Annotated in this window: 20 protein-coding genes, 1 tRNA gene and 1 pseudogene; 9 read left to right on the top strand and 13 right to left on the bottom strand. The window is 70.3% G+C overall.

What is annotated here, in order from left to right; all coding sequences use genetic code 11:
• The first annotated feature begins 2 nt into the window (after positions 1 to 2).
• The gene (locus AHOG_RS03210; protein WP_093940024.1) at positions 3 to 1007 is read left to right on the top strand and encodes a helix-turn-helix transcriptional regulator; all 1005 of its coding nucleotides are present in this window, start codon (positions 3 to 5) and stop codon (positions 1005 to 1007) included.
• Here AHOG_RS03210 and AHOG_RS03205 read toward each other — a convergent pair.
• Both AHOG_RS03205 and AHOG_RS03200 read right to left on the bottom strand, forming a co-directional pair.
• Positions 1004 to 1942, bottom strand: a complete 939-nt coding sequence (locus AHOG_RS03205) for a sigma-70 family RNA polymerase sigma factor (RefSeq protein ID WP_157736608.1) — start codon at positions 1940 to 1942, stop codon at positions 1004 to 1006. The genes AHOG_RS03210 and AHOG_RS03205 overlap by 4 nt on opposite strands.
• 247 nt (positions 1943 to 2189) lie before the next feature.
• Complete coding sequence (locus AHOG_RS03200) at positions 2190 to 3194, bottom strand: LysR family transcriptional regulator (RefSeq protein ID WP_211290515.1); 1005 nt, start codon at positions 3192 to 3194, stop codon at positions 2190 to 2192.
• A gap of 20 nt (positions 3195 to 3214) precedes the next feature.
• Between AHOG_RS03200 and AHOG_RS03195 the strand changes: the two genes are divergently transcribed.
• Entirely contained in the window at positions 3215 to 4078 is an 864-nt protein-coding gene (locus AHOG_RS03195) for an aldo/keto reductase (protein ID WP_093940021.1), read from the top strand.
• Positions 4079 to 4142: 64 nt separating this feature from the next.
• The gene (locus AHOG_RS03190; protein WP_093940020.1) at positions 4143 to 5078 is read left to right on the top strand and encodes an aldo/keto reductase; all 936 of its coding nucleotides are present in this window, start codon (positions 4143 to 4145) and stop codon (positions 5076 to 5078) included.
• Positions 5079 to 5376: 298 nt separating this feature from the next.
• Here the strand turns inward: AHOG_RS03190 and AHOG_RS03185 are convergent.
• Together AHOG_RS03185 and AHOG_RS03180 are read right to left on the bottom strand one after the other, a co-directional pair.
• A pseudogene (locus tag AHOG_RS03185) lies at positions 5377 to 5616 on the bottom strand (TetR/AcrR family transcriptional regulator C-terminal domain-containing protein); the annotation flags it as partial.
• Positions 5617 to 6384: 768 nt separating this feature from the next.
• A complete protein-coding gene (locus tag AHOG_RS03180; RefSeq protein WP_093940018.1) occupies positions 6385 to 7224 on the bottom strand; it encodes an SDR family oxidoreductase in 840 nt (279 codons plus the stop codon).
• A 159-nt stretch (positions 7225 to 7383) separates the two neighbouring features.
• Here AHOG_RS03180 and AHOG_RS03175 point away from each other — a divergent pair, with 159 nt between their 5' ends.
• The gene (locus tag AHOG_RS03175) at positions 7384 to 8277 is read left to right on the top strand and encodes a helix-turn-helix transcriptional regulator (protein WP_093940017.1); all 894 of its coding nucleotides are present in this window, start codon (positions 7384 to 7386) and stop codon (positions 8275 to 8277) included.
• A 261-nt stretch (positions 8278 to 8538) separates the two neighbouring features.
• On the opposite strand, the gene AHOG_RS03170 is transcribed toward AHOG_RS03175, so the two are convergent.
• The gene (locus tag AHOG_RS03170) at positions 8539 to 9471 is read right to left on the bottom strand and encodes an alpha/beta fold hydrolase (protein WP_093940016.1); all 933 of its coding nucleotides are present in this window, start codon (positions 9469 to 9471) and stop codon (positions 8539 to 8541) included.
• 162 nt (positions 9472 to 9633) lie between these two features.
• Between AHOG_RS03170 and AHOG_RS03165 the strand changes: the two genes are divergently transcribed.
• Positions 9634 to 9969, top strand: coding sequence for an ArsR/SmtB family transcription factor (locus tag AHOG_RS03165; protein ID WP_093940015.1), 336 nt, complete (start codon positions 9634 to 9636; stop codon positions 9967 to 9969).
• Between the two features lie 73 nt (positions 9970 to 10042).
• Here the strand turns inward: AHOG_RS03165 and AHOG_RS03160 are convergent, their stop codons facing one another.
• From AHOG_RS03160 to AHOG_RS03125, 8 genes are all read right to left on the bottom strand, one after another.
• On the bottom strand, positions 10043 to 10489 hold the full coding sequence (locus AHOG_RS03160) for a hypothetical protein (RefSeq protein ID WP_093944104.1): 447 nt from the start codon (positions 10487 to 10489) through the stop codon (positions 10043 to 10045).
• A gap of 5 nt (positions 10490 to 10494) precedes the next feature.
• The gene (locus AHOG_RS03155) at positions 10495 to 11268 is read right to left on the bottom strand and encodes an SDR family oxidoreductase (protein ID WP_093940014.1); all 774 of its coding nucleotides are present in this window, start codon (positions 11266 to 11268) and stop codon (positions 10495 to 10497) included.
• 33 nt (positions 11269 to 11301) lie between these two features.
• Entirely contained in the window at positions 11302 to 12342 is a 1041-nt protein-coding gene (locus tag AHOG_RS03150) for a sigma-70 family RNA polymerase sigma factor (protein WP_093940013.1), read from the bottom strand.
• 539 nt (positions 12343 to 12881) lie between these two features.
• Positions 12882 to 12954 (bottom strand) — tRNA-Ala (locus AHOG_RS03145).
• 81 nt (positions 12955 to 13035) lie between these two features.
• On the bottom strand, positions 13036 to 13938 hold the full coding sequence (gene sepX, locus AHOG_RS03140) for a divisome protein SepX/GlpR (protein WP_093940012.1): 903 nt from the start codon (positions 13936 to 13938) through the stop codon (positions 13036 to 13038).
• Between the two features lie 377 nt (positions 13939 to 14315).
• On the bottom strand, positions 14316 to 14957 hold the full coding sequence (locus AHOG_RS03135; protein ID WP_093940011.1) for a GNAT family N-acetyltransferase: 642 nt from the start codon (positions 14955 to 14957) through the stop codon (positions 14316 to 14318).
• Positions 14958 to 15132: 175 nt separating this feature from the next.
• The gene (glp, locus tag AHOG_RS03130; RefSeq protein ID WP_093940010.1) at positions 15133 to 16356 is read right to left on the bottom strand and encodes a molybdotransferase-like divisome protein Glp; all 1224 of its coding nucleotides are present in this window, start codon (positions 16354 to 16356) and stop codon (positions 15133 to 15135) included.
• A gap of 72 nt (positions 16357 to 16428) precedes the next feature.
• Positions 16429 to 17325, bottom strand: coding sequence for a UTP--glucose-1-phosphate uridylyltransferase (locus AHOG_RS03125; RefSeq protein WP_093940009.1), 897 nt, complete (start codon positions 17323 to 17325; stop codon positions 16429 to 16431).
• Between the two features lie 187 nt (positions 17326 to 17512).
• Between AHOG_RS03125 and AHOG_RS03120 the strand changes: the two genes are divergently transcribed.
• The 4 genes from AHOG_RS03120 (at position 17513) to mscL (ending at position 20552) form a co-directional block, all read left to right on the top strand.
• Positions 17513 to 18175 carry a 5-formyltetrahydrofolate cyclo-ligase gene (locus AHOG_RS03120; protein ID WP_093940008.1) on the top strand — a complete coding sequence of 221 codons (663 nt, stop codon included), beginning with the start codon at positions 17513 to 17515 and terminating at the stop codon, positions 18173 to 18175.
• A gap of 74 nt (positions 18176 to 18249) precedes the next feature.
• Positions 18250 to 18621, top strand: a complete 372-nt coding sequence (locus AHOG_RS03115; RefSeq protein WP_093940007.1) for an FmdB family zinc ribbon protein — start codon at positions 18250 to 18252, stop codon at positions 18619 to 18621.
• Between the two features lie 714 nt (positions 18622 to 19335).
• Positions 19336 to 19995 carry an SAF domain-containing protein gene (locus AHOG_RS03110; protein ID WP_245856532.1) on the top strand — a complete coding sequence of 220 codons (660 nt, stop codon included), beginning with the start codon at positions 19336 to 19338 and terminating at the stop codon, positions 19993 to 19995.
• A 131-nt stretch (positions 19996 to 20126) separates the two neighbouring features.
• Positions 20127 to 20552, top strand: a complete 426-nt coding sequence (mscL, locus tag AHOG_RS03105; RefSeq protein WP_093940006.1) for a large-conductance mechanosensitive channel protein MscL — start codon at positions 20127 to 20129, stop codon at positions 20550 to 20552.
• Positions 20553 to 20558 lie beyond the last annotated feature (6 nt).

The following is a 20558-nucleotide window of genomic DNA, read 5'->3' as shown; positions in this document are numbered from 1 at the left end:
TCGTGACCGTTGAGGCGACGACCGAACGGGTGTTACGACTGCTGGCGCTACTCCAGCGGCGGCAGTCCTGGACGGCCGTCGAACTCGCCGCCGAACTGGGAGTCACCGACCGTTCGGTGCGCCGCGACGTGGAGCGACTGCGCGCGGTCGGCTACCCGGTGCACGCGATGGCAGGCGTCGGCGGCGGCTACCGACTCGGCGCGGGAACCCGGTTGCCGCCACTGCTCCTCGATGACGAGGAGGCGATCGCGACAGCGGTCTCACTCCGCCTGGCCGCAGGAGGCACGGTCGCCGGTGCGGGCGAAGCCGCCCTGCGGGTGCTGACGAAACTCGACCAGGTGATGCCGCCTCGGCTGCGTGCCGAGATCCGAGCAGTGCACGACGCCACCGAGACTCTCCTCGGAACCGGCACCGAGATCGACGCCGACGTGCTCGTGACACTCGCACGGGCCTGCCGTGACGCCCTGCGCGTGAGGTTTCGGTACGCGGGCCGCGACGGCGGGGATGCGGAACGCACGGTGGAACCGGTGCGGATGGTCGCCACCGGCCGTCGCTGGTATCTGATGGCCTGGGACGTCGAGCGCGACGACTGGCGCACCTTCCGACTGGATCGGATGCGCGACGCGGCATCGACGACCTGGCGCTTTCGCCCAAGAGAGCATCCCGACCCGGTCGCCTACGTGCAGCGGTCGGTGACCGCCGCGCCGTACCGGTATGTCGCCCGGGTGCGGGTGCACGCCGAGCCCGATCGGGTACGGGAGCTGGTGCCGCCGCAGGTGGGCCGGATCGAGGACGACCGTGCGGGGTGGTGTCTGCTCGTCGTCGGCGGCGATGATCTGGACTGGCTGATCATGCATGTCGCCCGGCTCGGCTTCCCGGCGGAGGTGCTGGAGCCCCCCGAACTCCGGGAGGCAGCCGCACTGCTCGCCCGACGCATCGAGGCGCTGGCAGGCGTCGATGCGGTCGTCGCCGACGCCGTCGCGAACCCCGTACCTCGCGACGGCTAGACGACCGGCTGCGGTCTCCCCGTTTCCCGCACCCTCCCGAGCTTGTCCGGGTTGCAGACGTCGAACACACGATGAATCACGCCGTCACGCACGTCCAACGACACCACGTGCTCCGCTCCGGACAACGTGACGATCGCGCCAGGACCGCCGTTCACGGTGACCAGCCGAACGGCCCGCCGCGCCCGGTGCAGGTCTGCGACGCCGACGACGAACCTGGCCACGTTCGCCCGGCCGAACAACGGCCTGAGAGCCGCGCGCATTCGACCGCCGCCGTCGTTGTAGGCGACGACCTCGTCGGCCAGCAGGGCACTCAGGGCCTCGACGTCGCCGTCCCGTGCAGCGGTGAGGAAGGCGGTCAGCAGTGCGCGTTCCTCCTGGGACCGATGCGACGGACCACGGTGAGCGCAGCGCCCGCTCTGCCGGTTCGCCACGGCCTCCTCGGCACGCCGGAGCGCGACCGTGCCACGCCGCTGGTGCTGCCGAGACGCCGCACTCGTGATCTGGAGCATCCGCGCGACCTCGTCGTGCGAGTAGTCCAGCGCGCGCAGCACGATCACGGCACGCTGTGGCGGAGTCAGTCGCTCGGCGAGCGTCAGGAACACCATGGTCAGCGTCTCGTCCCGCTCCACGCTCTCCTCCGGCGCGGAGCCCGACGGCCCCGACACCGGCTCGGACACGAACGGCTCCGGCAGCCAGGGGCCGACGTAGGTCTCGGCACGTCTGCGCCTGCGCAGCGCGTCGATGGAGCGTCGCACGGTGATCGTGGTCAACCATCCCGCCGGGTTCTCGATCGCATCGGCGGCGATGATCCATTCGACCGCGACGTCCTGCACGACATCCTCGGCATCGCGCCACGAGCCGAGCATCCGATAGCTCAGCCAGGTCAGCCTGTCCCGCTCGGCCTCGAAGGGGGAACGGGCCGGAGACGCCGTCACCACGTGCTCCGTCGCATCGACAGGGCAGGCACGAGCACCGTCATGAACACGACTCTAACCGGCTGGTCGGCGGTCTCCGCGAGGCCGAACGCGGCCGGCGGGAACGCGCAGGCGGCTCGGCAGCTGCCGGCTCGTAGAACCGACCGAGGTGTGCCGCAGGATCGGCGGCCGGCCTGACAGGACGGCCGTCATCCGCGCGGTCTGTCGTCGTCTCGGCCTCGGGTGCCCGTCGATGCTGACGAGGGGACTACGAATCGGTCACCGTGCCCGGGCGCTCGGCCTCATTCGTCGAGGAGGGGTTCGCGTCGACGAGCTCGAGCAGCCGCGCGGCCGAGGGCTCCGCCTGATTCGCCGTGATCGCCGAGACGATCCATTCCGGGGCGGAGGACGGGGGCAGCCGGATGGTCGCCAGAGCCGAGGCCTCGGGCTTCGCCGCGACATGCCTCGGTACGAGGGCGATGCCGAGGCCACGACGGATGAGATCGAGCAGGGTGTGGATGTCGTCGACGGTGCATCGCACTCGCCGGCCCACGCCGTGCGTCGAGCAGGCCGCCTCGTTGAGGGACCGCACGCCCCACGATTCCCGGAAGTCGATGAACTCGCGGTCGCGCAACTCGGCCCACTCCACGTGGGTGCGAACCGCGAGGGGATGCTCGGGCGGAGCCAGCAGCACGACCTCGCGCCTGCCGAGCTCGACGGGGTTGACCGTCGCCAGATGCTCGGTCGTCGCGACGAAGGCGACGTCGAGCTCACCGGCACGGACCTGCATGACGAGGTCATGGGAGCCGGCCTGGGTGAAGTGGATGTCGACGAGCGGGTAGCGGCGATGGAACCGTTCGAGCAACGGCGGAACGTCGACGACGCCGAGGCACTGTTCGGCTCCCACACGAAGCCTGCCCGAGAGCGCGCGTGTAGCACGGACGACCGCGTCACGCCCGGCCGCGACCTGGGCGAGCATCGTGCGCGCGAAGGGAAGCAGCGCGAGCCCGGCCTCCGTCGGCTCGACCCGACGCGTGGTGCGGAGGAACAACGGCGTTCCGAGTTCGTCTTCGAGGTTCCGGATGCCCGCCGAAAGCCCGGACTGTGAGACTCCGCAGACCGCCGCCGCTCGGGTGAAGTGCTGCTCGTCGGCGAGCGCGATGAGGTATTCCATCTGACGCAGGTCCATTGATCGATAATACTTCTCAATCGCATCGGAATAAGTTGTTGGACTTCTTTCCGAGGGACGCTTACCGTCGAATCCGATGATCATTCGAGCGGAAGGGCTCATCAGTGCAGCAACGCACCCTGGGACACCGCACCGTCGGCGCGATCGGACTCGGCGCGATGCCGATGTCCATCGAGAACAGGCCCGAGACGGCTCGCTCCGTCGCGGCCGTCCACGCCGCACTCGACGCGGGCGTCACCCTCATCGACACGGCCGACGCCTATCACCTGCATGCGGGTGAGACCGGCCATAACGAGGAGCTCATCGCACGTGCCCTGCGGTCCTACGGCGGCGACGTCGACGACGTGCTGGTGGCCACGAAGGGCGGGGCACTGCGTCCCGGCGACGGCTCGTGGATCCTCGACGGCCGCCCGGAGTACGTGCAGCGGGCGGCCAGGGCGTCGGCCCGGCGGCTCGGCGTGGAGGCGATCGGCCTCTACCAGTTCCATCGGCCGGACCCCGAGGTGCCCTACGCCGACTCGATCGGCGCGCTACGAGATCTGCTGGACGCGGGCGTGATCCGGATGGCGGGCATCTCGAACGTGTCCGTCGCACAGATCGACGAGGCCAACGAGATACTCGACGGGCGGCTCGTCTCCGTGCAGAACCAGTTCTCCCCAGCCTTCCGCGCCGGCCTGGACGAACTCAGGCACTGCGCGACCCTGGGCATCGCCTTCCTCCCGTGGTCTCCGCTGGGCGGCATCCGCGCCGCGGGCGACGTCGGCGCGCTGCATGCGCCCTTCCAGCGGGTCGCCGACGACCACGGGGTGAGCCCGCAGCAGGTCGCGCTGGCCTGGCAGCTGGCGTTGGACCCCGTCGTCATCCCCATCCCCGGTTCGTCGCGGCCGGCGAGCATCCAGGATTCGGCCCGCGCCGCCGAGCTGGAACTCACCGCCGACGAGATCGCCGCGCTGTCGAACGCGAACTGACTTCGTCCCTTTCAACGCCTGCCCGGAATCGGGCGGCGACGGGGCGCCGGAGAGGACCATTGTCGTGAAGACCTTCACCCTGCCCGGAACCGACATCGTCGCGCCGAACATCGTGCTCGGCCTGATGCGGATCGCCGACAAGACCGACGACGAGGTGCGCACGCTGGTGCGCACGGCGCGCGACGCGGGCATCGACTTCGTCGACCACGCCGCGGGCTACGGCCACGAGATGCACGGCTGCGAACGCCGGTTCGCCGAGGCGCTGGCCCTGACACCGTCGGAGCGCGACGCCGTGACCATCCAGACCAAGGCGGGGATCGTTCGGGAGGGCCCGTACTACGACTTCTCCTACGATCACCTCGTCGGCTCGGTCGAGGGCTCGCTCGCCGCGCTGGGCACCGACCGCATCGACGTCTTACTGCTGCATCGGCCCGATGCGCTCGTCGAGCCGGAGGAGGTGGCCCGTGCCTTCGACGACCTGGAGTCGGCAGGCAAGGTTCGAGCCTTCGGCGTCTCCAACCACACGCCCGGCCAGCTCGACCTGCTGCGCAAGCACGTGCGCCAGCCGATCGTCGCCAACCAGCTCCAGCTGTCCATCACCCACGCCCCGCTCGTCGCGCAGGGCGTCACCGCGAACATGCTCGGTGAGCAGCAGGCCGTGGTGATCGACGGCGGCGGCATCGTCGAGTACTGCAGGCTGCACGACATCACCATCCAGGCGTGGTCCCCGTTCCAGGCCGGCTTCTTCACCGGGGTGTTCCTCGGCTCGCCGGACCATCCGGAGCTGAACGCCGTCATCGATCGCCTCGCCACCCGGTACGACGTGCCGCCGATCGCGATCGCGACCGCCTGGATCACCCGGCATCCGGCACAGATGCAGGTGGTCCTCGGTACGACCGATCCGGAGCGGGTCGCGGGCGCCGCGCAGGGCTCGGACGTCCCGCTCACCCGCGCCGAGTGGTATGAGCTCTTCCGCGCGGCCGGACACCGCATTCCGTAGCGGTATGGCGAACCCACTGCGGTGACCGAATGACCACGCGCCGCCCGGCCCCATGCCGCCCGAGGACCGGACGTCCCCTGGATCGAGCGAGCCGGGGGTGTCCGATCACCGGCGCAGCCTGCCGGAGGACAGCAGGTCCGTGACTCGATCGCGGACCTGCGGCCGGACCTGACTCCGAAGCCAGGTCCGGCCGCCGTCGTTCTCGCCCGTCTGCTGACATGAGCCGTGCAGGCATCACTCGTCATTCGGGCGCGTTGGAGAGCCGTCGACTCTCCTGGATGCCGCCGCCGAGGGCCCGTCAGGCGTCCTCTCGCTGACAGGAGCGCAGGAACGCACCGCTGCCTGCCACGACGAGACGATCGAGTTCGTCTTCGTCGACGGGCAGCGCCGCGACCGCGAACATCGTCTGGTTACGGGGAGTCCACAACAGCAGGCCCGCGAAGTGATGCGCCGCGGGCCTGGCGTCGGGCACGGTGAGCAGCCCCCGTTCGCGGAGGATCTCCACGCAACGACCGACCGCGTCCAGGACGCGCAGGAAACCGCACTCCCAGTCGAGGGAGGCGAGCCGCTTCGGCGATCACGAGACGTCGCGGCTCTTGCACCTGCGGCGTCATGATCGACCGAGTGAACCGTGCCGCCATCAGCTCCGTCGCCTCGCGAGCAGAGGAGACGTCCCACATCTGCTCGAGCAGCGGTGCGAACGGGTCGTCCACGCCTTCGCAGGCGAAGGCGATCTGCCCGTCGACGCCGATTCCATCGTCCTTGTCTGCTCGCCGACGGCGATGAGCAGGCGGCATCGACGTCCCTGCGGCGGGCGGCGCCGACCGCGAAGGACTCCGCCGGGTCGCCGACACGGCCCTGAGGAGCTGCCAGCCCGCATGATCAAGCGTTGCCGACCCGGGGTGTCGCTGTCCCACAGGCACCTTGCCTGCCCGAGATCGCCTTCCCTCGAAGCCGCCGGACCCACGGCGTCATCGGTGAGAACACGCGTTCACCCGCTGTCGACGCGAACCGCGGGCGGCTGGGCGAGGCGGCCGGAGAACGCCTGTCATCGGCGGGATCGCGAACATCCCTCGTGCACGGCGGCAACGGTGCAGCCGTGCACGTCCGTCAGAAGCGACAGGAGCCCGTGCCGCCGGGGATGCGCGCTGCCCGCCCGGTCGGCGGTTGCACAAGATCGCCGAAGCCCACCATGTCCGCCTGCCGCCCTGCACGGTGGCTCACGACGTCGGCGACGCACCGGTCGATCGGTGTACTCGAACGAGATCGGACACGGATCGAATCTCGAGGCGGTCAGGCATCCCGGTCACTCGACGTCGGGATAGGCAGTCGCGGCCGAGGCCGCCCGCAGCGGAGCGATCCCCTCATTGATGAGTTCGGTGATCACCGCGCGGCGGTCGAGTGCGTCCTGTCCGACGGGCAGATGCAACGGAAGCCGCTCTCCGGAGGCGACTTGGTAGATGAACGCGGCGCCCTTGACCGGGTCGCCGAGCTGAGTGTGATTGGCCTCCGCGGCCCAGTCCAGCGTCACGTGCGCCGGAGTCCCGTCGTAGTCCGGCATGCGCACGGCAGGCAACTGGACAGAAGAGGCGTCGAGGAAGTCGGTACGGAAGACACCGGGCTCGACCACCATGCTCTGGATGCCGAAGGGCGCCAGCTCCGCGGCCAACGCCTCGCTGATGCCCGCGACGGCGAACTTGGAGGCGGCGTACATGCTCACTCCCGGTTCGCCCTCGAACCCGGCGCGCGACCCGATGTGCACCAGCCTGCCCGACCCAGCCCTACGCATGATCGGCAGGACGGCACGGGTGGTGTTGACGAGTCCGAAGACGTTCACGTCGAACAGCGAACGCGCCTCGGCATCCGTGATCTCCTCCAAGGCACCGAGCAGGCCCCGACCGGCGTTGTTGACGAGCACGTCGATCGTGCCGAACCGGGCGACCACCTCGGCCACCGCCGCATCGATCCGCGACGGGTCGGTGACATCGAGCTTCACCGCGAGCACGCTCGGATGCTCACGGACGTCCTCGGGAAGACGCTGTGGTGTGCGTGCGGCCACGGCGACCTGCTCACCACCAGCCAGCGCGGCACGAGCGATCTCGAGCCCGAGACCCCTGGCCGCGCCGGTGATCAGCCAGACAGACATGAGGCGTTCCCTCCTACGATTTCGACGAACCATGCCGTATCGACACGGCCTGCTCATCGTCGAAGCAGACGTACACCCGGTGAAGGCCCAGAGTTTCCGGGGACAGACTGGGCCGGCCTCCGGCCTTCACCGATCCGCGCGCCGCAGGAGAATGGGTCCATGTCCGATCCACGGTTGGCGGGCTTTCTCCGTGCCGCCCGCGCACGGCTCACCCCAGAGCAGGCAGGCATCTCCGACGCAGGACGGAGACGGGTCGAAGGGCTGCGCCGTGAGGAGATCGCGATGCTCGCCGGGGTGAGCGTCGACTACTACACCCGCCTCGAACAGGGCCGGTCCACGAGTGCCTCGCCCGTGGTCCTCGATGCTCTCGCCGACGCCCTTCAGCTCGACGAGGTCGAACGCACGCACCTGCACACCATCGCGAGGCCCACACCGGCGCGCCGTCGACGCCCCTACCGCCCGCAACCGCTCCATCCGGCGACGAGATCGCTGCTGGACACCTTCGACGACGTGCTCCGCCCCGCGTTCGTCCTCGGCCGCCGCCTCGACGTCGTCGGCCAGAACGAGACAGCGGCGCTGCTCATCACGGATTTCGACGCCCGGCCTGTCGATGAGCGGAACCAGGTCCGATTCGTGTTTCTCGATCCACACGCCCGGGAGCTGTACGCGGACTGGAGTCAGGTGGCCGCCGACACCGCCGCCATGCTCCGCGTCGACGCGGGCAGGCACCCCGACGACCCGGCACTCGGTCGCCTCGTCGGCGAACTGTCGATCCACAGCCCCGAGTTCCGCCGCCTGTGGGCCCGCAACCGCGTTCACCAGCGCACCCACGGCACCAAGCGCTACCGACATCCGCTGGTCGGCGACCTCACCATCACGTACCAGGCGCTGGTCGTCGCCGCCGATCCCGACCAGGTCCTCATGGTCTACGACACCGCACCTGACTCTCCCTCCGCCCACGCCCTCCGGCTCCTCGTCGACCGAGCCCACGACCACCGGGCTGTCGCCAGGGGCGGCGGCCGGGCCGGCCGCCGACTCGGGCGCCCTCGGTGATGCGGTCGGCACCGATCGTCGAGAGGCGTCGTCCCGCGGCCGCCTGATGGAAGTCGCTCGCGTAGCGTCCGTCCGCCGCGCGACGGGCGACCCGGCCGGGCCGTCGACCGGCCCGGCCGACGCCGATCAGAGCGCATCGACGGCGGATGTCCATGGCACCGCCGCACCGAGCCCGCGGAGTGTCTGACGTGCGGTCAGGCCCGCGACGGGCAGAGCTCGGGCCGCGCCCGGATCGACGGATCGGTCACCGCGACCGGGGGTTCAGCGGAGGAACGCGCCGAGTGCGTCGATCACCGCCTGCGGCTGCTCCTCCGCGATGTAGTGGCCGCAGTCGGCGACCTCGATCACGCGCACGTCGGTCCCCTTGCCGGGCAGGACGTCACGCAGGAAGGCGTAGTTGCCCTGGACACCGGCCAAGGCGAGGATCGGCACCGACAACGTCCCGTACGCCCGCTCGTCGACGATGTCGGCGGGGAACGTCTGATACCAGCCGTTGCCCGCCCGGATGGCATCCGCCGAGGAGTAGGCATGGGCATAGACCTGGCGAGCGTGCTCGTCGACTGAATCGGGGTCCGCCGCCAGACGTTCGCAGAGCCAGTCGACCAGTGACCGAGTCCGGCCCTCCAGCAGCCGTTCCGGCAGATCACGGACCTGGTTGAGCGCGAACCACCACAGGTAGGGCGGCCTGCCGTCCGCCGCTCCGACCGGGTCGACGCGCTGATCCTGCTCCGGTATCAGCCGGAACTCCGACCAGTGCTCGTCGGGGTGCGAGACGTCGAGCAGCGCGATCTTCGTCGTCGCCTCGGGGAACAGGGCCGCGTGGGCGTAGGCGACCATCGCGCCGATGTCATGGCCCACGATGCTGTACGTCTCCAGCCCCAGATGCCTGCCGAGCTCGCGGATGTCCCGTGCCATGGTCCTCTTGTCGTAGCCGTCCTCGGGCTTGGCCGAGCCGCCCATGCCTCGCAGATCCACGGCGATCACCCGATGACGGCGGGCCAGCGCGGGCATGACCTTGTTCCACTGCCACCAGGTCTGCGGCCAACCGCCCAGCAGGAGCAGCGGGGCGCCCGCGCCGCCTTCGACGTAGTGCAGGCGGACGCCGTCGACCTCGGCGTGACGACTGGAGAAGTCACCGTCGAGCGAGCGGGCCAGCGCGGCATCGGCGAGCGGGTTCCCGGAGGGCAGGGTCATGTGAGTCCTTCGTGTCGCGGATGAACGACGAGGGGCGGATCAGCCCCGGGATCGTTAGTACGGTGATCTCGTACATTGAACATACGAGATCATCGTACTAACGAACAACGCGTGTCAACCCGAGCACGAGGCCTTCATCCGCGATCCCCGTACAGTGACGTCATGGTCAAGCCGCACCATCCCGACGCAGTGCAGATCGAACTCGTCGACGTCCTCGCCGCGCTGGGCCACCCGGTCCGGCTGGGGATCGCACGGGCGCTGGCCGACGGTGAGGAGCGGTTCTGCGGCGAGATCCTTCCCGACCTGCCCAAATCCAGCATGACCCACCATTGGCGGGCCCTCCGCGAGAGCGGCGTCATCCGCCAGCGTCCAGAAGGCCGCCGGCTCTACCTGACCCTGCGTCGTCGTGAACTCGACGCCCGATTCCCCGGTCTGCTCGACCTCGTCCTCGCCGATCACCCGGCACCCGAGCCGTCGACGCCCGCTCGCCCCGACTGACGCCACCCGCCCCGGCGAACCTGCGCCGATGCCACTCGACCCGCCAGGTGGCTCGCATCGGGCCTCGCCGTGATCAAGGCCCGCCGCCGGCTGTCGCGGTGTCTCCGGCGGCAGCGCAGCGACACCGGTCCTTCAGCCGCGTGGTCAGCACCAGGAGCACACTCGGGATCACCACCGCCAATGACAGCGCGACCAGCAGCCACACTGCCTCCGCCGGCGTGAGGTGATGCAGGAAGCGGGTGTGAATGACCAGATGCGAGACCGCGAAGACGAGATAGGTGATCAAGGCGATGCGGATCAGCCCGCATGAAGCGACGACGACGGCAGTCACCAGGACGACCGACGTGGCCAGGTTCATCGCGCCGTAGTCGAGCATGAGATGCTCGTTGTACGGCATCCGCATGCCGACCCACGGGATGGCGAAGAACCAACGCGGGAGCAGCAGGCCGACGAAGCCGACAGCGAGTTGGGTGACGGTGAGGAAGGCAAGCCCGCCGCGCAGCACTGATCGCACCGACATCCCGATCACCTCGACCCGGCCGGCGCCTGCGCGAGGAACTCGCCGAACGTCCGCTGTCCGACGGCGTTGCCGGGCACGAGATTGCCCCCTCGACGCAGCCCCCGCAGCACCCTCCCCGGCAGCGAGATCGGCAGCACGGCCCGCCGCCCGCCCACGGCCCCCCGATACGTTCGCGCCAGCTCCGCGGCCGTGCTGATCTCCGGACCGCCGATGTCGGGCTCCCGGCCGACGGACACCCGGCCGATGATCTCGGCAAGCCGGTCGGCCACATCGCGCACATCGATCGGCTGGAAGCTGACGCCCGAGGGCACCAGGACCGCGGGCAGCCGCCGCTGCGCCGTGAAGAAGGCGGCGATCAGATCGTGGAACTGGGTGACCCGCACGATCGTCCAGGGCAGCCCGGACGATTCGATCAGCCGCTCGCACTCCTGCTTCGCCCGGTAGTAGCGCAGTGGTATCCGGTCGCATCCGACGATGGACACGTACACGAGGCGTGGACGTCCACCGTCGGCTGCCGCGGCGATCAGTCGTCTGGTCGCAGCCACGTCCGCCCGCCCGCCTGTGGTCGCACAGTGCAGGATCACGTCGGCGTGGGCGAGGGCCTCGTCGAGCCCTGCTCCGGTGCGCAGGTCACCTCGAAACCACCCGCGCGCCGCGGGGCCGGTCGGCGCCGTACTCCGGCTCAGCACCCGCACGTCGTGCATCGTGGCCGACAGCCGCGTGACGACGGCGCGGCCGAGCGTGCCGGTGCCGCCGGTCACCAGGATCGAACGACTCATGGGTCACCTTCCGATTCTTCTCGGGGTCACCCGTTACGAACCGGACAGCCCTGCCGGATGTGACAGGCCGACGGCCTGGGCCGCGGCGAACCTCAGCTTGGCCGGGTTCGCGATGATGCGGATCGCCGTGATCGCACCGTCGGCCGCGGCAGGCACGAGCACCCCCAACAGGTGAGGCCCGCGCCAGGCGAGCACGGCGGGCACGCCGTTGACCTCGGCGACCAGCAGTCTTCCGTCAGTCCCGAAGCCGGTCAGGCCGCCGAGGAGGTACCGCGCCACCCTTGAGGCACCCACGATGGGACGGCGGGCCGCGCCGACCTCGCCACCACCGTCGGCCCACGACACCACGTCCTCGGCCAAGAGCCGTTCCAAGGCAGGCAGGTCGCCGGTCCGCGCTGCGACGAGGAAGCGATCGAGCAGGTCTCGATGTCGCGTCCGATCCTCGGCCGCGGCGTGTCGGCCGGTACCAGCCCTCTCGGCTGCTGCCCTGTCGGTTGCGACCCTGTCATCGGCTGTCCCGTCATCGGCTGTCCCGTCGGCTGCAGCCCTGCTGTCGGCTGTTGCCACGGTGCCGGTCGCCGCGTCGGATGCCGCCAGGCTCCGCCGAGCACGCCGATACAGCTGACGGGAGTTGGCCTCCGACAGCTCGAGCACCTGAGCGATGTCGCGATGGCTGTAGCCGAATGCCTCGCGCAACACGAACACCGCACGCTCGGTCGGGGTGAGCCGCTCCAGCAGTACGAGGAAGGCCAACGAGACCATGTCCCGCTGCTCCACGGCGGCCAGGGGCCCGAGGGCTCCGTCCGCCGTCAGAACGGGCTCGGGCAGCCACGGCCCCACATAGTGCTCGCGCCGAGCCCGCGCCGAGGTGAGGCGATTCAGGCAGAGATTGGTGGCCACCTTGACCAGCCATGCCGAGGGCGTACCGATCGTCGACCTCTGCGCACCGTGCCATCGGAGGAACGTGTCCTGGACGACGTCCTCGGCCTCCTCGGCCGACCCCAGCATCCGATAGGCGACCCCGAACACCCGCAGCCGATGACGTTCGAACTCCTCGACCGCAGGATCACTCATCGCAGGCTGATCATGCCACGGGGACGATCTCGGCCACGGCGAGGCGATCCACCCCAGGGCGCGAGTCATCGAGCCGCACGAATCCCCTCACCCGAGGGAGGCCATCCACCCGACACGACCACACCAGGGGGGATCGGGGGCACACCCCCGAGCGGGGTGTGGGGGTCGCACCCCCACACCAACACGCGAAAACAAGAACGGCCCGCGCCCTCCACCGGCACGAACCACCCACCTGTGGAGCTGCGGGCACGAACCGCCCACCCGACACGACCACACCAGGGGGGATCGGGGGCACACCCCCGAGCGGGGCGTGGGGGTCGCACCCCCACACCAACACGCGAAAACAAGAACGGCCCGCGCCCTCCACCGGCACGAACCACCCACCTGTGGAGCTGCGGGCACGAACCGCCCACCCGACACGACCACACCAGGGGGGATCGGGGGCACACCCCCGAGCGGGGCGTGGGGGTCGCACCCCCACACCAACACGCGAAAACAAGAACGGCCCGCGCCCTCCACGGGCACGAGCCGTCTACTTGTGGAGCTGCGGGGAATCGAACCCCGGACCTTCTCGATGCGAACGAGACGCGCTACCAACTGCGCTACAGCCCCTTGTTCGTGGTGCTCAGGAAGCATAGCAGGCATGGAACGGCCCCTTGCGCACCCCCCTGAACCCCACGGGTCACCACGTGATCATTCCCCCGCGGCACGGCGGAACGTCATCGGCAGCGGCGAGTCCAGGTCGTCGAACGCCGGGTCGTCGTCGTCCAGTTCGAGGGCGTAGGTGCCCTCGAGGGAGGGACGCCGGGAGAGCTCGGAAGCTCCCTGGGCGATCATCCCGCTCGCCCTGGTCGGCAGGCCGTCCTCGCCGACCGCGCCGACGTCGCCGACCGACCGAACCTGGCCGTGCAGCAGCTGCTCCCGCCGCTGGGCCTCGGCGACCCGCGCGGTCCGACGCCTGCGCACCTCCTCTTCGATGCGCACCTGCCTGCGCAGGTAGCTGAGGTAACCGACGAAGGTCACGTCGACGGCGGCATGTGCCCACCAGATCCAGGGGGACAGGAAGCCCGCGAGCACCGCTGTGGTGATCGCGGCGAGCAGCAGGAGCAGCACGATTCGCTGGCGGAGCGCGTACTTCGCCCTGGCCAGTCGCGCCGCGGCCTCGGGATCGAAGCCGCCCCGGCCCGGTCGGTAGCGTCTGCCTGCTCGCACGTCGTCGCCGTGCAGCGCACGCCATTCCTCGTCGGTGTGCTCCTCGGCGTACTCCTCGAACTCGTCGTCGAGATCCTCGCCGTTCTCCCCCTCGAACTCCCGGCCGGAGTTCGCGTCGGGTCGGGCCATGTCAGGGTCCTCCTCCGGATCGTCGACGACCTGCGACCGCCCCGCTGCGCCTCGGCGGTCCGCCGCAAGACCATCCTGACGGTCGACGGTCTCCTGACGACCGGCCGCCGACGGGTTCTTCCCTCGACGGAGGACTCTCGCCTGCAGCGCGGAGTCGGCGGTCCGGACCACCTCCTGACGCCGCCGAGCGATCATCGGCACGAGCACGACGAGCCAGGCCAGCGCCAGAGCTGCGAAGATCAGCGAACTCGGCATGATCCGTCACCTCCCCCCACCCACGAACGACACACGTATTCCCTCGTCACGCTAGCCACAGGCGTAACACCCGTGTCGGAGGCGCGCCGAGTCGCAGCCCGTCATGAACTGTGGCGATGATCGCCCATTCGAGTTACGGGCACGCCATTCAACATCCACTCTCCGTGCTGCTCCGACGGCGCACGGAAGGGCGCGGCACGCGGACCCGACTCCGCCTGCGGCCTCGACTCGCCACGCACCGCCGACCCGGACGAAGGAGATCAACGACACACCGTTCGGATCGGCGAGCGTGTGCGGCTCTCCCCGACGCGATCTTCCGGTCCGCGGCACCGAGAATCCGATCGACGGACGTCCCGGCGGCGTGAGGAGTCGACGATTCACTCCCAGTCCGCCCGCCCGTCGCGCACCAGGGCGGTCGCCGCGCCTGCGGTGACGTCCTCCGCCGTGATCGCCAGACAGACATGATCACGCCACATCTCGGCGACGTAGAGATAGCGTCTGAACAGACCTTCCCGACGGAAGCCGGTCTTCTCCAACACCCGCAGGCTCGCCTCGTTGTCCGGCCGGACGGTCGCCTCGAGTCGATGCAGGCCCGCGACGCCGAAGCAGTGGTCGACGACGAGTGCCACGGCGGCACTGGCGACACCGCCGCAGGTCAGACGCCTGCTCACCCAGTATCCGATCCACCCGGAGCGGAGCGCGCCCCGGACGATGTTGCCCACCGTGACCTGACCCGCGAAGACGCCGTCGACCAGGATGACGAAGGGCAGTGCGGTGCCGTGGCGGGCCAGCCGACGCATCCCCGCCCACTGCCCGGGCCAGGAGAACAGGGCGTTGCGCTGTTCCCAGCCCTCCGGAGTGGACGGTTCCCAGAGCTGAAGATGGTCTCGTTCCGCCAACCGGATGCGGCTCCAGTCCGGCCCGTCCCACAGCCGGGGACTCCGTAACGTCACCGTCCCCGCCGGGACTTTCAGGCCGCCCAGCCGGGCAGGCCAGCCAGGATGTCCGTCGCCCTGCACCGCACCAGTATGTCGATCGCGAGCCGACGCGAGCCGTTCGCCGTCGCCGTACGCCGCGCTTTCACCCGAACGCCGGTATCGCTCCGTACCGCGACGGAGTGTCCGCCCGCGGGGCGATCGAACGGACTCGTCGCCCGGGTGCAGGTCGAACGGACCCGACCAGGGGGCGCACCGGTCAGGCCCGCTGGGCCAGGAAACTGACCTGGACCTCTTCCCCCGCGGTGAGGTCCGTCACGTCCTCGTCGACGACGATGAGACAGTTGGCCTCCGCCAACGAGGCCAGCAGATGCGATCCGCCCGCACCGACCGGCTGCACCAGATACTGCTCGCTGCCCCGGTCCCGCAGCAGCTGGCCGCGCAGGTAGCCGCGGCGGCCCTTGGTCGAGGAGACCGGCGACAGCAGCTCCGCGTTGATCACCCGTCGATACGGGTTGCTCTTGCCCAGTGCGGCCCGGATCAGCGGCCTGACCAGTACCTCGAAGACGACCAGCGCGCTCACGGGATTGCCGGGCAGAAGGAAGGTCGGTACCCGGTCAGGCCCGAGTCTGCCGAAGCCCTGGGTGGAGCCGGGGTGAATGGCGACCCGGGTCATGTCGATGTCGCCCAGTTCCGCGAGAGTGGCCCGCACGTCCTTGCCGACCGTGCCGCCGACGCCGCCCACGATGACCACGACCTCGGAGAGCAGCAGCCTGCCCTCCACGACCTCGTGCAGGCGTCTGGTCTCGGCGCTGACGATGCCGACCCTGGTCACCTCTGCGCCCGCGTCTCTGGCGGCGGCGGCGAGCGCATAGGTGTTGACGTCGTAGACCTGCCCGCCGCCGGGGGTCCGATCGATGTCGACCAGCTCCTCACCCACCGAGATGATCGACACGCGGGGGCGCGGGTGCACCAGGACCTTGTTGCGCCCGACCGCGGCGAGAAGCCCGACCTGCGCCGCCCCGATCACGGCGCCCCGGCGCACCGCGACGTCGCCCGTCTGCACGTCCTCGCCCTCCCGCCGCACGAAGGCGGCCGAGGGCACCGAACGGTTCACGGTGACCTTCGCGGGATGCTCGTCGGTGTAGTCCAGGGGCACCACCGCGTCGGCCAGGGTCGGCAGCGGAGCACCGGTGTTCACTCGCACCAGCTGGCCGGGCTGCAGCCTCCTCGGCTGTCGTGAGCCCGCGACGATCTCGCCGACCACCGGCATGGTGATCGGCTCCTCCGCGGCCTGCTGCACGTCCACGCTGCGCGCGGCATACCCGTCCACGGCCGCCTGGTCGAACCCTGGCAGGGCGCGTTCGGCCACCACGTCCTCGGCGCAGAGCAGACCCTGCGCCTCGGAGATGGCCACCCTGACCGGGGAGGGCCGCACGGCAGCGGCGAGCACCCTGGCCAACTGCTCGTCTACCGACCTCATCGTTATCGGACCTCACCGTTGTGCGCGAGGGCACCGCCCTCGGTGTCTAGGAGTCCCGTCGCTCCCACGCGATCAACGCGCGGCGTCGGACAACCTCTGACTCAACCATTCCCGCAGCTCGGGGCCATACTCGGGGTTCTCGAGGGCGAAGTCCACTGCGGCGCGCAGAAAGCCCCCCGGGTTCCCCAGGTCGTGACGGCCGCCGCGATGGACGACGACGTGCACCGGATGGCCTTCCTCGATCAGCAGCGCGACGGCGTCCGTGAGCTGTAGTTCACCGCCCGCACCTGGGGTGATGCGGTCCAGCGCGTCGAACACGGCCCGGTCCAGCAGGTACCGTCCCGCGGCGGCGAAGGTCGACGGAGCGGCCTCCGGAGCGGGCTTCTCGACCATGCCCTTGACTCGCAGCACGTCATCGGTGTCGGTGGGATCGACGTCGAACACCCCGTAGGCCGAGATCTGTTCGCGCGGGATGTCGAACGCGCACAGCACGCTGCCGCCGAACCGTTCCCGCACCCGCGCCATCGCGGTCAGCGCCCCGGTGGGCAGCACCAGGTCGTCCGGCAGCAGCACGGCGACCGCGTCATCCGCCTCGGTCAGGTTGGGGCGGGCACACGCCACCGCGTGACCGAGGCCCAATGCCTGCTCCTGGATCGCGACCTCGGCTTGCAGCAGGCCCGGTGCTCGCCGCACCTTCTCCAGCAGCGCCGTCTTACCGCGATCGGCGAGGGTCTGCTCCAGGTCGGGGCGGGACTGGAAGTGTCCGGCGACCGAGGACTTCTCCGGCGAGGTCACGATGACCAACCGCTCGGCGCCCGCCTCGGCGGCCTCGGCCGCGACGAGCTCGATGGCGGGCGTGTCGACCACGGGCAGCAGTTCCTTCGGCACCGACTTGGTCGTGGGCAGGAACCGGGTTCCCAGACCTGCGGCGGGCACGATCGCTGTGCGGAAGGCAGTCGTCGGGCTCATGGAGCGAGCCTAGCGGCACCCCTGGTCGCCGATGACGGAATCATGATCGCCGATACACAGGATGCGACGGACCGTCGTCGGCGTACCTCGCCGCGCGACGCCCGCCGCCTCGCCGTCCCGACCGCCGTTCCCGCCGAATACGCAGGTCAGGCCGTCGAAGCACCCCGCACCGTCTAGGGTCGAGGACATGAACGCCGATCCGAGGTCGGAACACCCGTTCGGGGGCTACGGCGAGGCGCGCGCGTTCCGCACCAAGGACGCCTGGCGTGACACGCTGAGCGCGGCGCGGCGGGCGGTCCCGGCGGCGACACGGGCCGCCGAGGCCGAGGCACTCACCCTCATCCTGCGCGAGCTGGCCGGGGAGCTGGCCGGTGCGACCGTCTGCGCCTATCTTCCGGTGCGGACCGAGCCGGGCTCGATCGCCTGCCTGGAGTCGCTGCGGGAGGCGGGCGTCCGAGTACTGCTGCCTGTCGTCGTGAGCGTCGGGCCGCTGGACTGGGCGGAGTTCACCGGGCCGCAGGGCCTGCGGAGGGGCCCGTTCGGCCTGCGAGAGCCCGCGAGCCCCCGGCTCGGCGTCGAGGCGATCGGGCGGGCGTCGCTGCTGCTGGTGCCCGCGCTGGCGGTCGATCGCGCGGGTGTGCGGCTGGGGCGCGGCGGGGGCTACTACGACCGGTCGCTGCCCGGGGCGCACCGGGCGGCGACGGTGGCGGCGGTGGTGCGTGACGAGGAACATGTCGACGTGCCGCTGCCCGCCGAACCGCATGACATGCTGATGACGTCGGTGCTGACCCCCCACGGCGGGCTGCGCCGGCTTCCGCAGGCAGGCGATTCGGCGTCGACGTTTGCATAGTTCCCGCGCAAGGGCGCATTATTAATCTGGCACTCTCACTCCACGAGTGCCGGCAGATGTCCGGAGGAGACGCTGTGCCCACTTATCAGTATGCGTGCACCGCCTGCGATCACCGCTTCGAGGCGGTGCAGCGCTTCAGCGAGTCATCGCTGACCGACTGCCCGGAGTGCCAGGGCCGCCTGCGCAAGCTCTTCTCCTCGGTGGGCATCGTCTTCAAGGGCAGCGGCTTCTACCGCACCGACAGCCGCAGCGGCACCGGCGAGGGCTCGGCCTCGACCGTCAAGGCGGAGTCCGGCGGCTCGGAGAAGAAGTCGGAGGCGGGCACGGCGAAGAGCGGCGAGTCGTCCTCCTCGGGCTCCTCCTCCAGCGGCGGGAACGGGCCCGGCTCCTCCACGGCGAGCACGTCCACGTCGAGCGGCACGGCCAAGGCCGCCGCGACCAGCTGACCCGTCGGGCTTCTCACGGCCGTCTCGCGTCGGATGTCTGCGGGTCGGGCCTCTCGTGGCGGAAGTCCTGACGTCGGGCTCCGCACGGCGGCCCTCGTCGCCTACGGCGTCGTCGCCCGCCTAGCAGCGGTCGGATGCCGCGGCGCAGCCGCCCGCCTCGGCGCCGAACCGACCTCGACCGCTGCCGTGGGCCGGCTTCCCCGGCGGGTCGATCCGCCCAGGAGACGCCGCCGGATCGATGCGGCATCCGTCGAGCCCCGTGCCGCGTCGGGCACGCCGAGGCCGCGTCGGTGCCGGTCTTCGACGGCCGTGCCCTCCGCGGCGGCCGATCAGACCTTGCCGTACCGAACGATCTTGCGGTATGGGCTGCCAGAACGGCCACCGCCGACTTGAGGTCCGCCGGGCCCCCTCACGCCCGTCTCTCGGCGGCGACCTGCGCGGCACATCACGGTGTCCTCCCTAGTCCACGCGTCAGCAGCGGACTGGTCGATCAGTTCTCCCGGCCGGCTCGCCGCCTGATGGGCGGGCGTTCCGATCGGTCTGCAGGCAGCGGCGTCCCGGCTGCCACTGCGGAATCTCGCCAGCGGTGGTGGCGAGTTGTCCACAGCGACCGAGTCATCCACAGGCGCGGTCTACTCGCTCGCGCCCGATGGTCCGAGCCGCCTAACGTCGCGCCCAGATCGAAACGGTGCGGACTGGGTGGGGAGGCAGATCATGGGATCGAGGGAACGGCTGGGGCCGGGGCTCCGGGACAGGCTGGCGCGCCGCCTTCCCGGCGCACGATGGGCACGGATGCTGCTGCTGCGGCGAGTCCTCGCCGCCGCCCTGACCTTGCTGGCCGTCGCGCTGACCATCCGCTCGGCGAACTCGGCCGAGGAGGACACCGTCCCCGCGCTGTTCGCGGTGCGGGATCTGGCTCCCGGCACGGCCCTCCGGATCGAGGATGTCGTGACGGGCAGACTGCCGAGCGACTCGGCGCCGGACGGACTGCTCTCCGACAACGGCGACGTCGTCGGTCAGGTGCTCGCGGGGGGCGCGCGGCGTGGTGAGGCCCTCACCGACGTCCGATTGGTCGGCAGGCCGGTGACCGCCCTCGCGGCGGGCGAGGAGACCGCCTCCGCCGTGGGCGTCCGGCTGGCGGACGGCGGGTTGGCCGACCTGCTGCATCCGGGGCGTCGCGTGGACGTGGTGGGTGTCGATCCGGATCTCGGCACCGGAGCCGTGCTGGCGGAGAACGCCGTGGTCATCGCGGTCCGACCACCGGATGAGTCACGGGATGACGGCCGGTTGGTCATCGTCGCCTTACCCGGTGACGTCGCCACCGCCGTGGCCGCCGCCTCCGTGGTTCAAGACTTGACGATCACGCTGCGTTGACCGTTCATAGCTAGGCGGAGTTAAGCCTCCTGGGTCGGTTGGCTACCGTTCTCGGCGGCACCGCTGTGGCAGCGCCTCGTCACAGGCGGCCGCGGCGGCGCCGAGCCAGTCCCTGCCAGAGGAGAGACCAGATGTTCAAGGGTTTCAAAGACTTCCTGATGCGCGGCAATGTGATCGACCTCGCGGTCGCCGTCGTCATCGGCGCCGCGTTCACCTCGATCGTCACCGCGTTCACGACGAACCTGATCCAACCGATCGTCGACATGATCGGCCCGGCCGACACCGGAAACCTCGGAATCAGGATCGGCACGCGACCGGACGGCTCGGCCCTCAGCATCGACTTCGGCGCCGTGCTCACGGCCACGCTCAACTTCCTGATCGTGGCGGCGGTGGTCTACTTCATCTTCGTGCTGCCGATGAACAAGCTTCAGCAGCGCCGCAAGCGTGGAGAGGAGCCCGCCGCCGCCGAGCCGACCGATGTCGAACTGCTCACCGAGATCAGGGACCTGCTGCGGGAACAGCAGCGGCGGGAGCAGCCGGAGCGAGTGGAGAGCTGATCAGCG

Source organism: Actinoalloteichus hoggarensis (genome assembly GCF_002234535.1).
GTDB classification, from domain to species: domain Bacteria; phylum Actinomycetota; class Actinomycetes; order Mycobacteriales; family Pseudonocardiaceae; genus Actinoalloteichus_A; species Actinoalloteichus_A hoggarensis.
The sequence above is the reverse complement of the archived record's forward strand: the minus strand, read 5'-3'. Positions and strand labels throughout refer to the sequence as shown.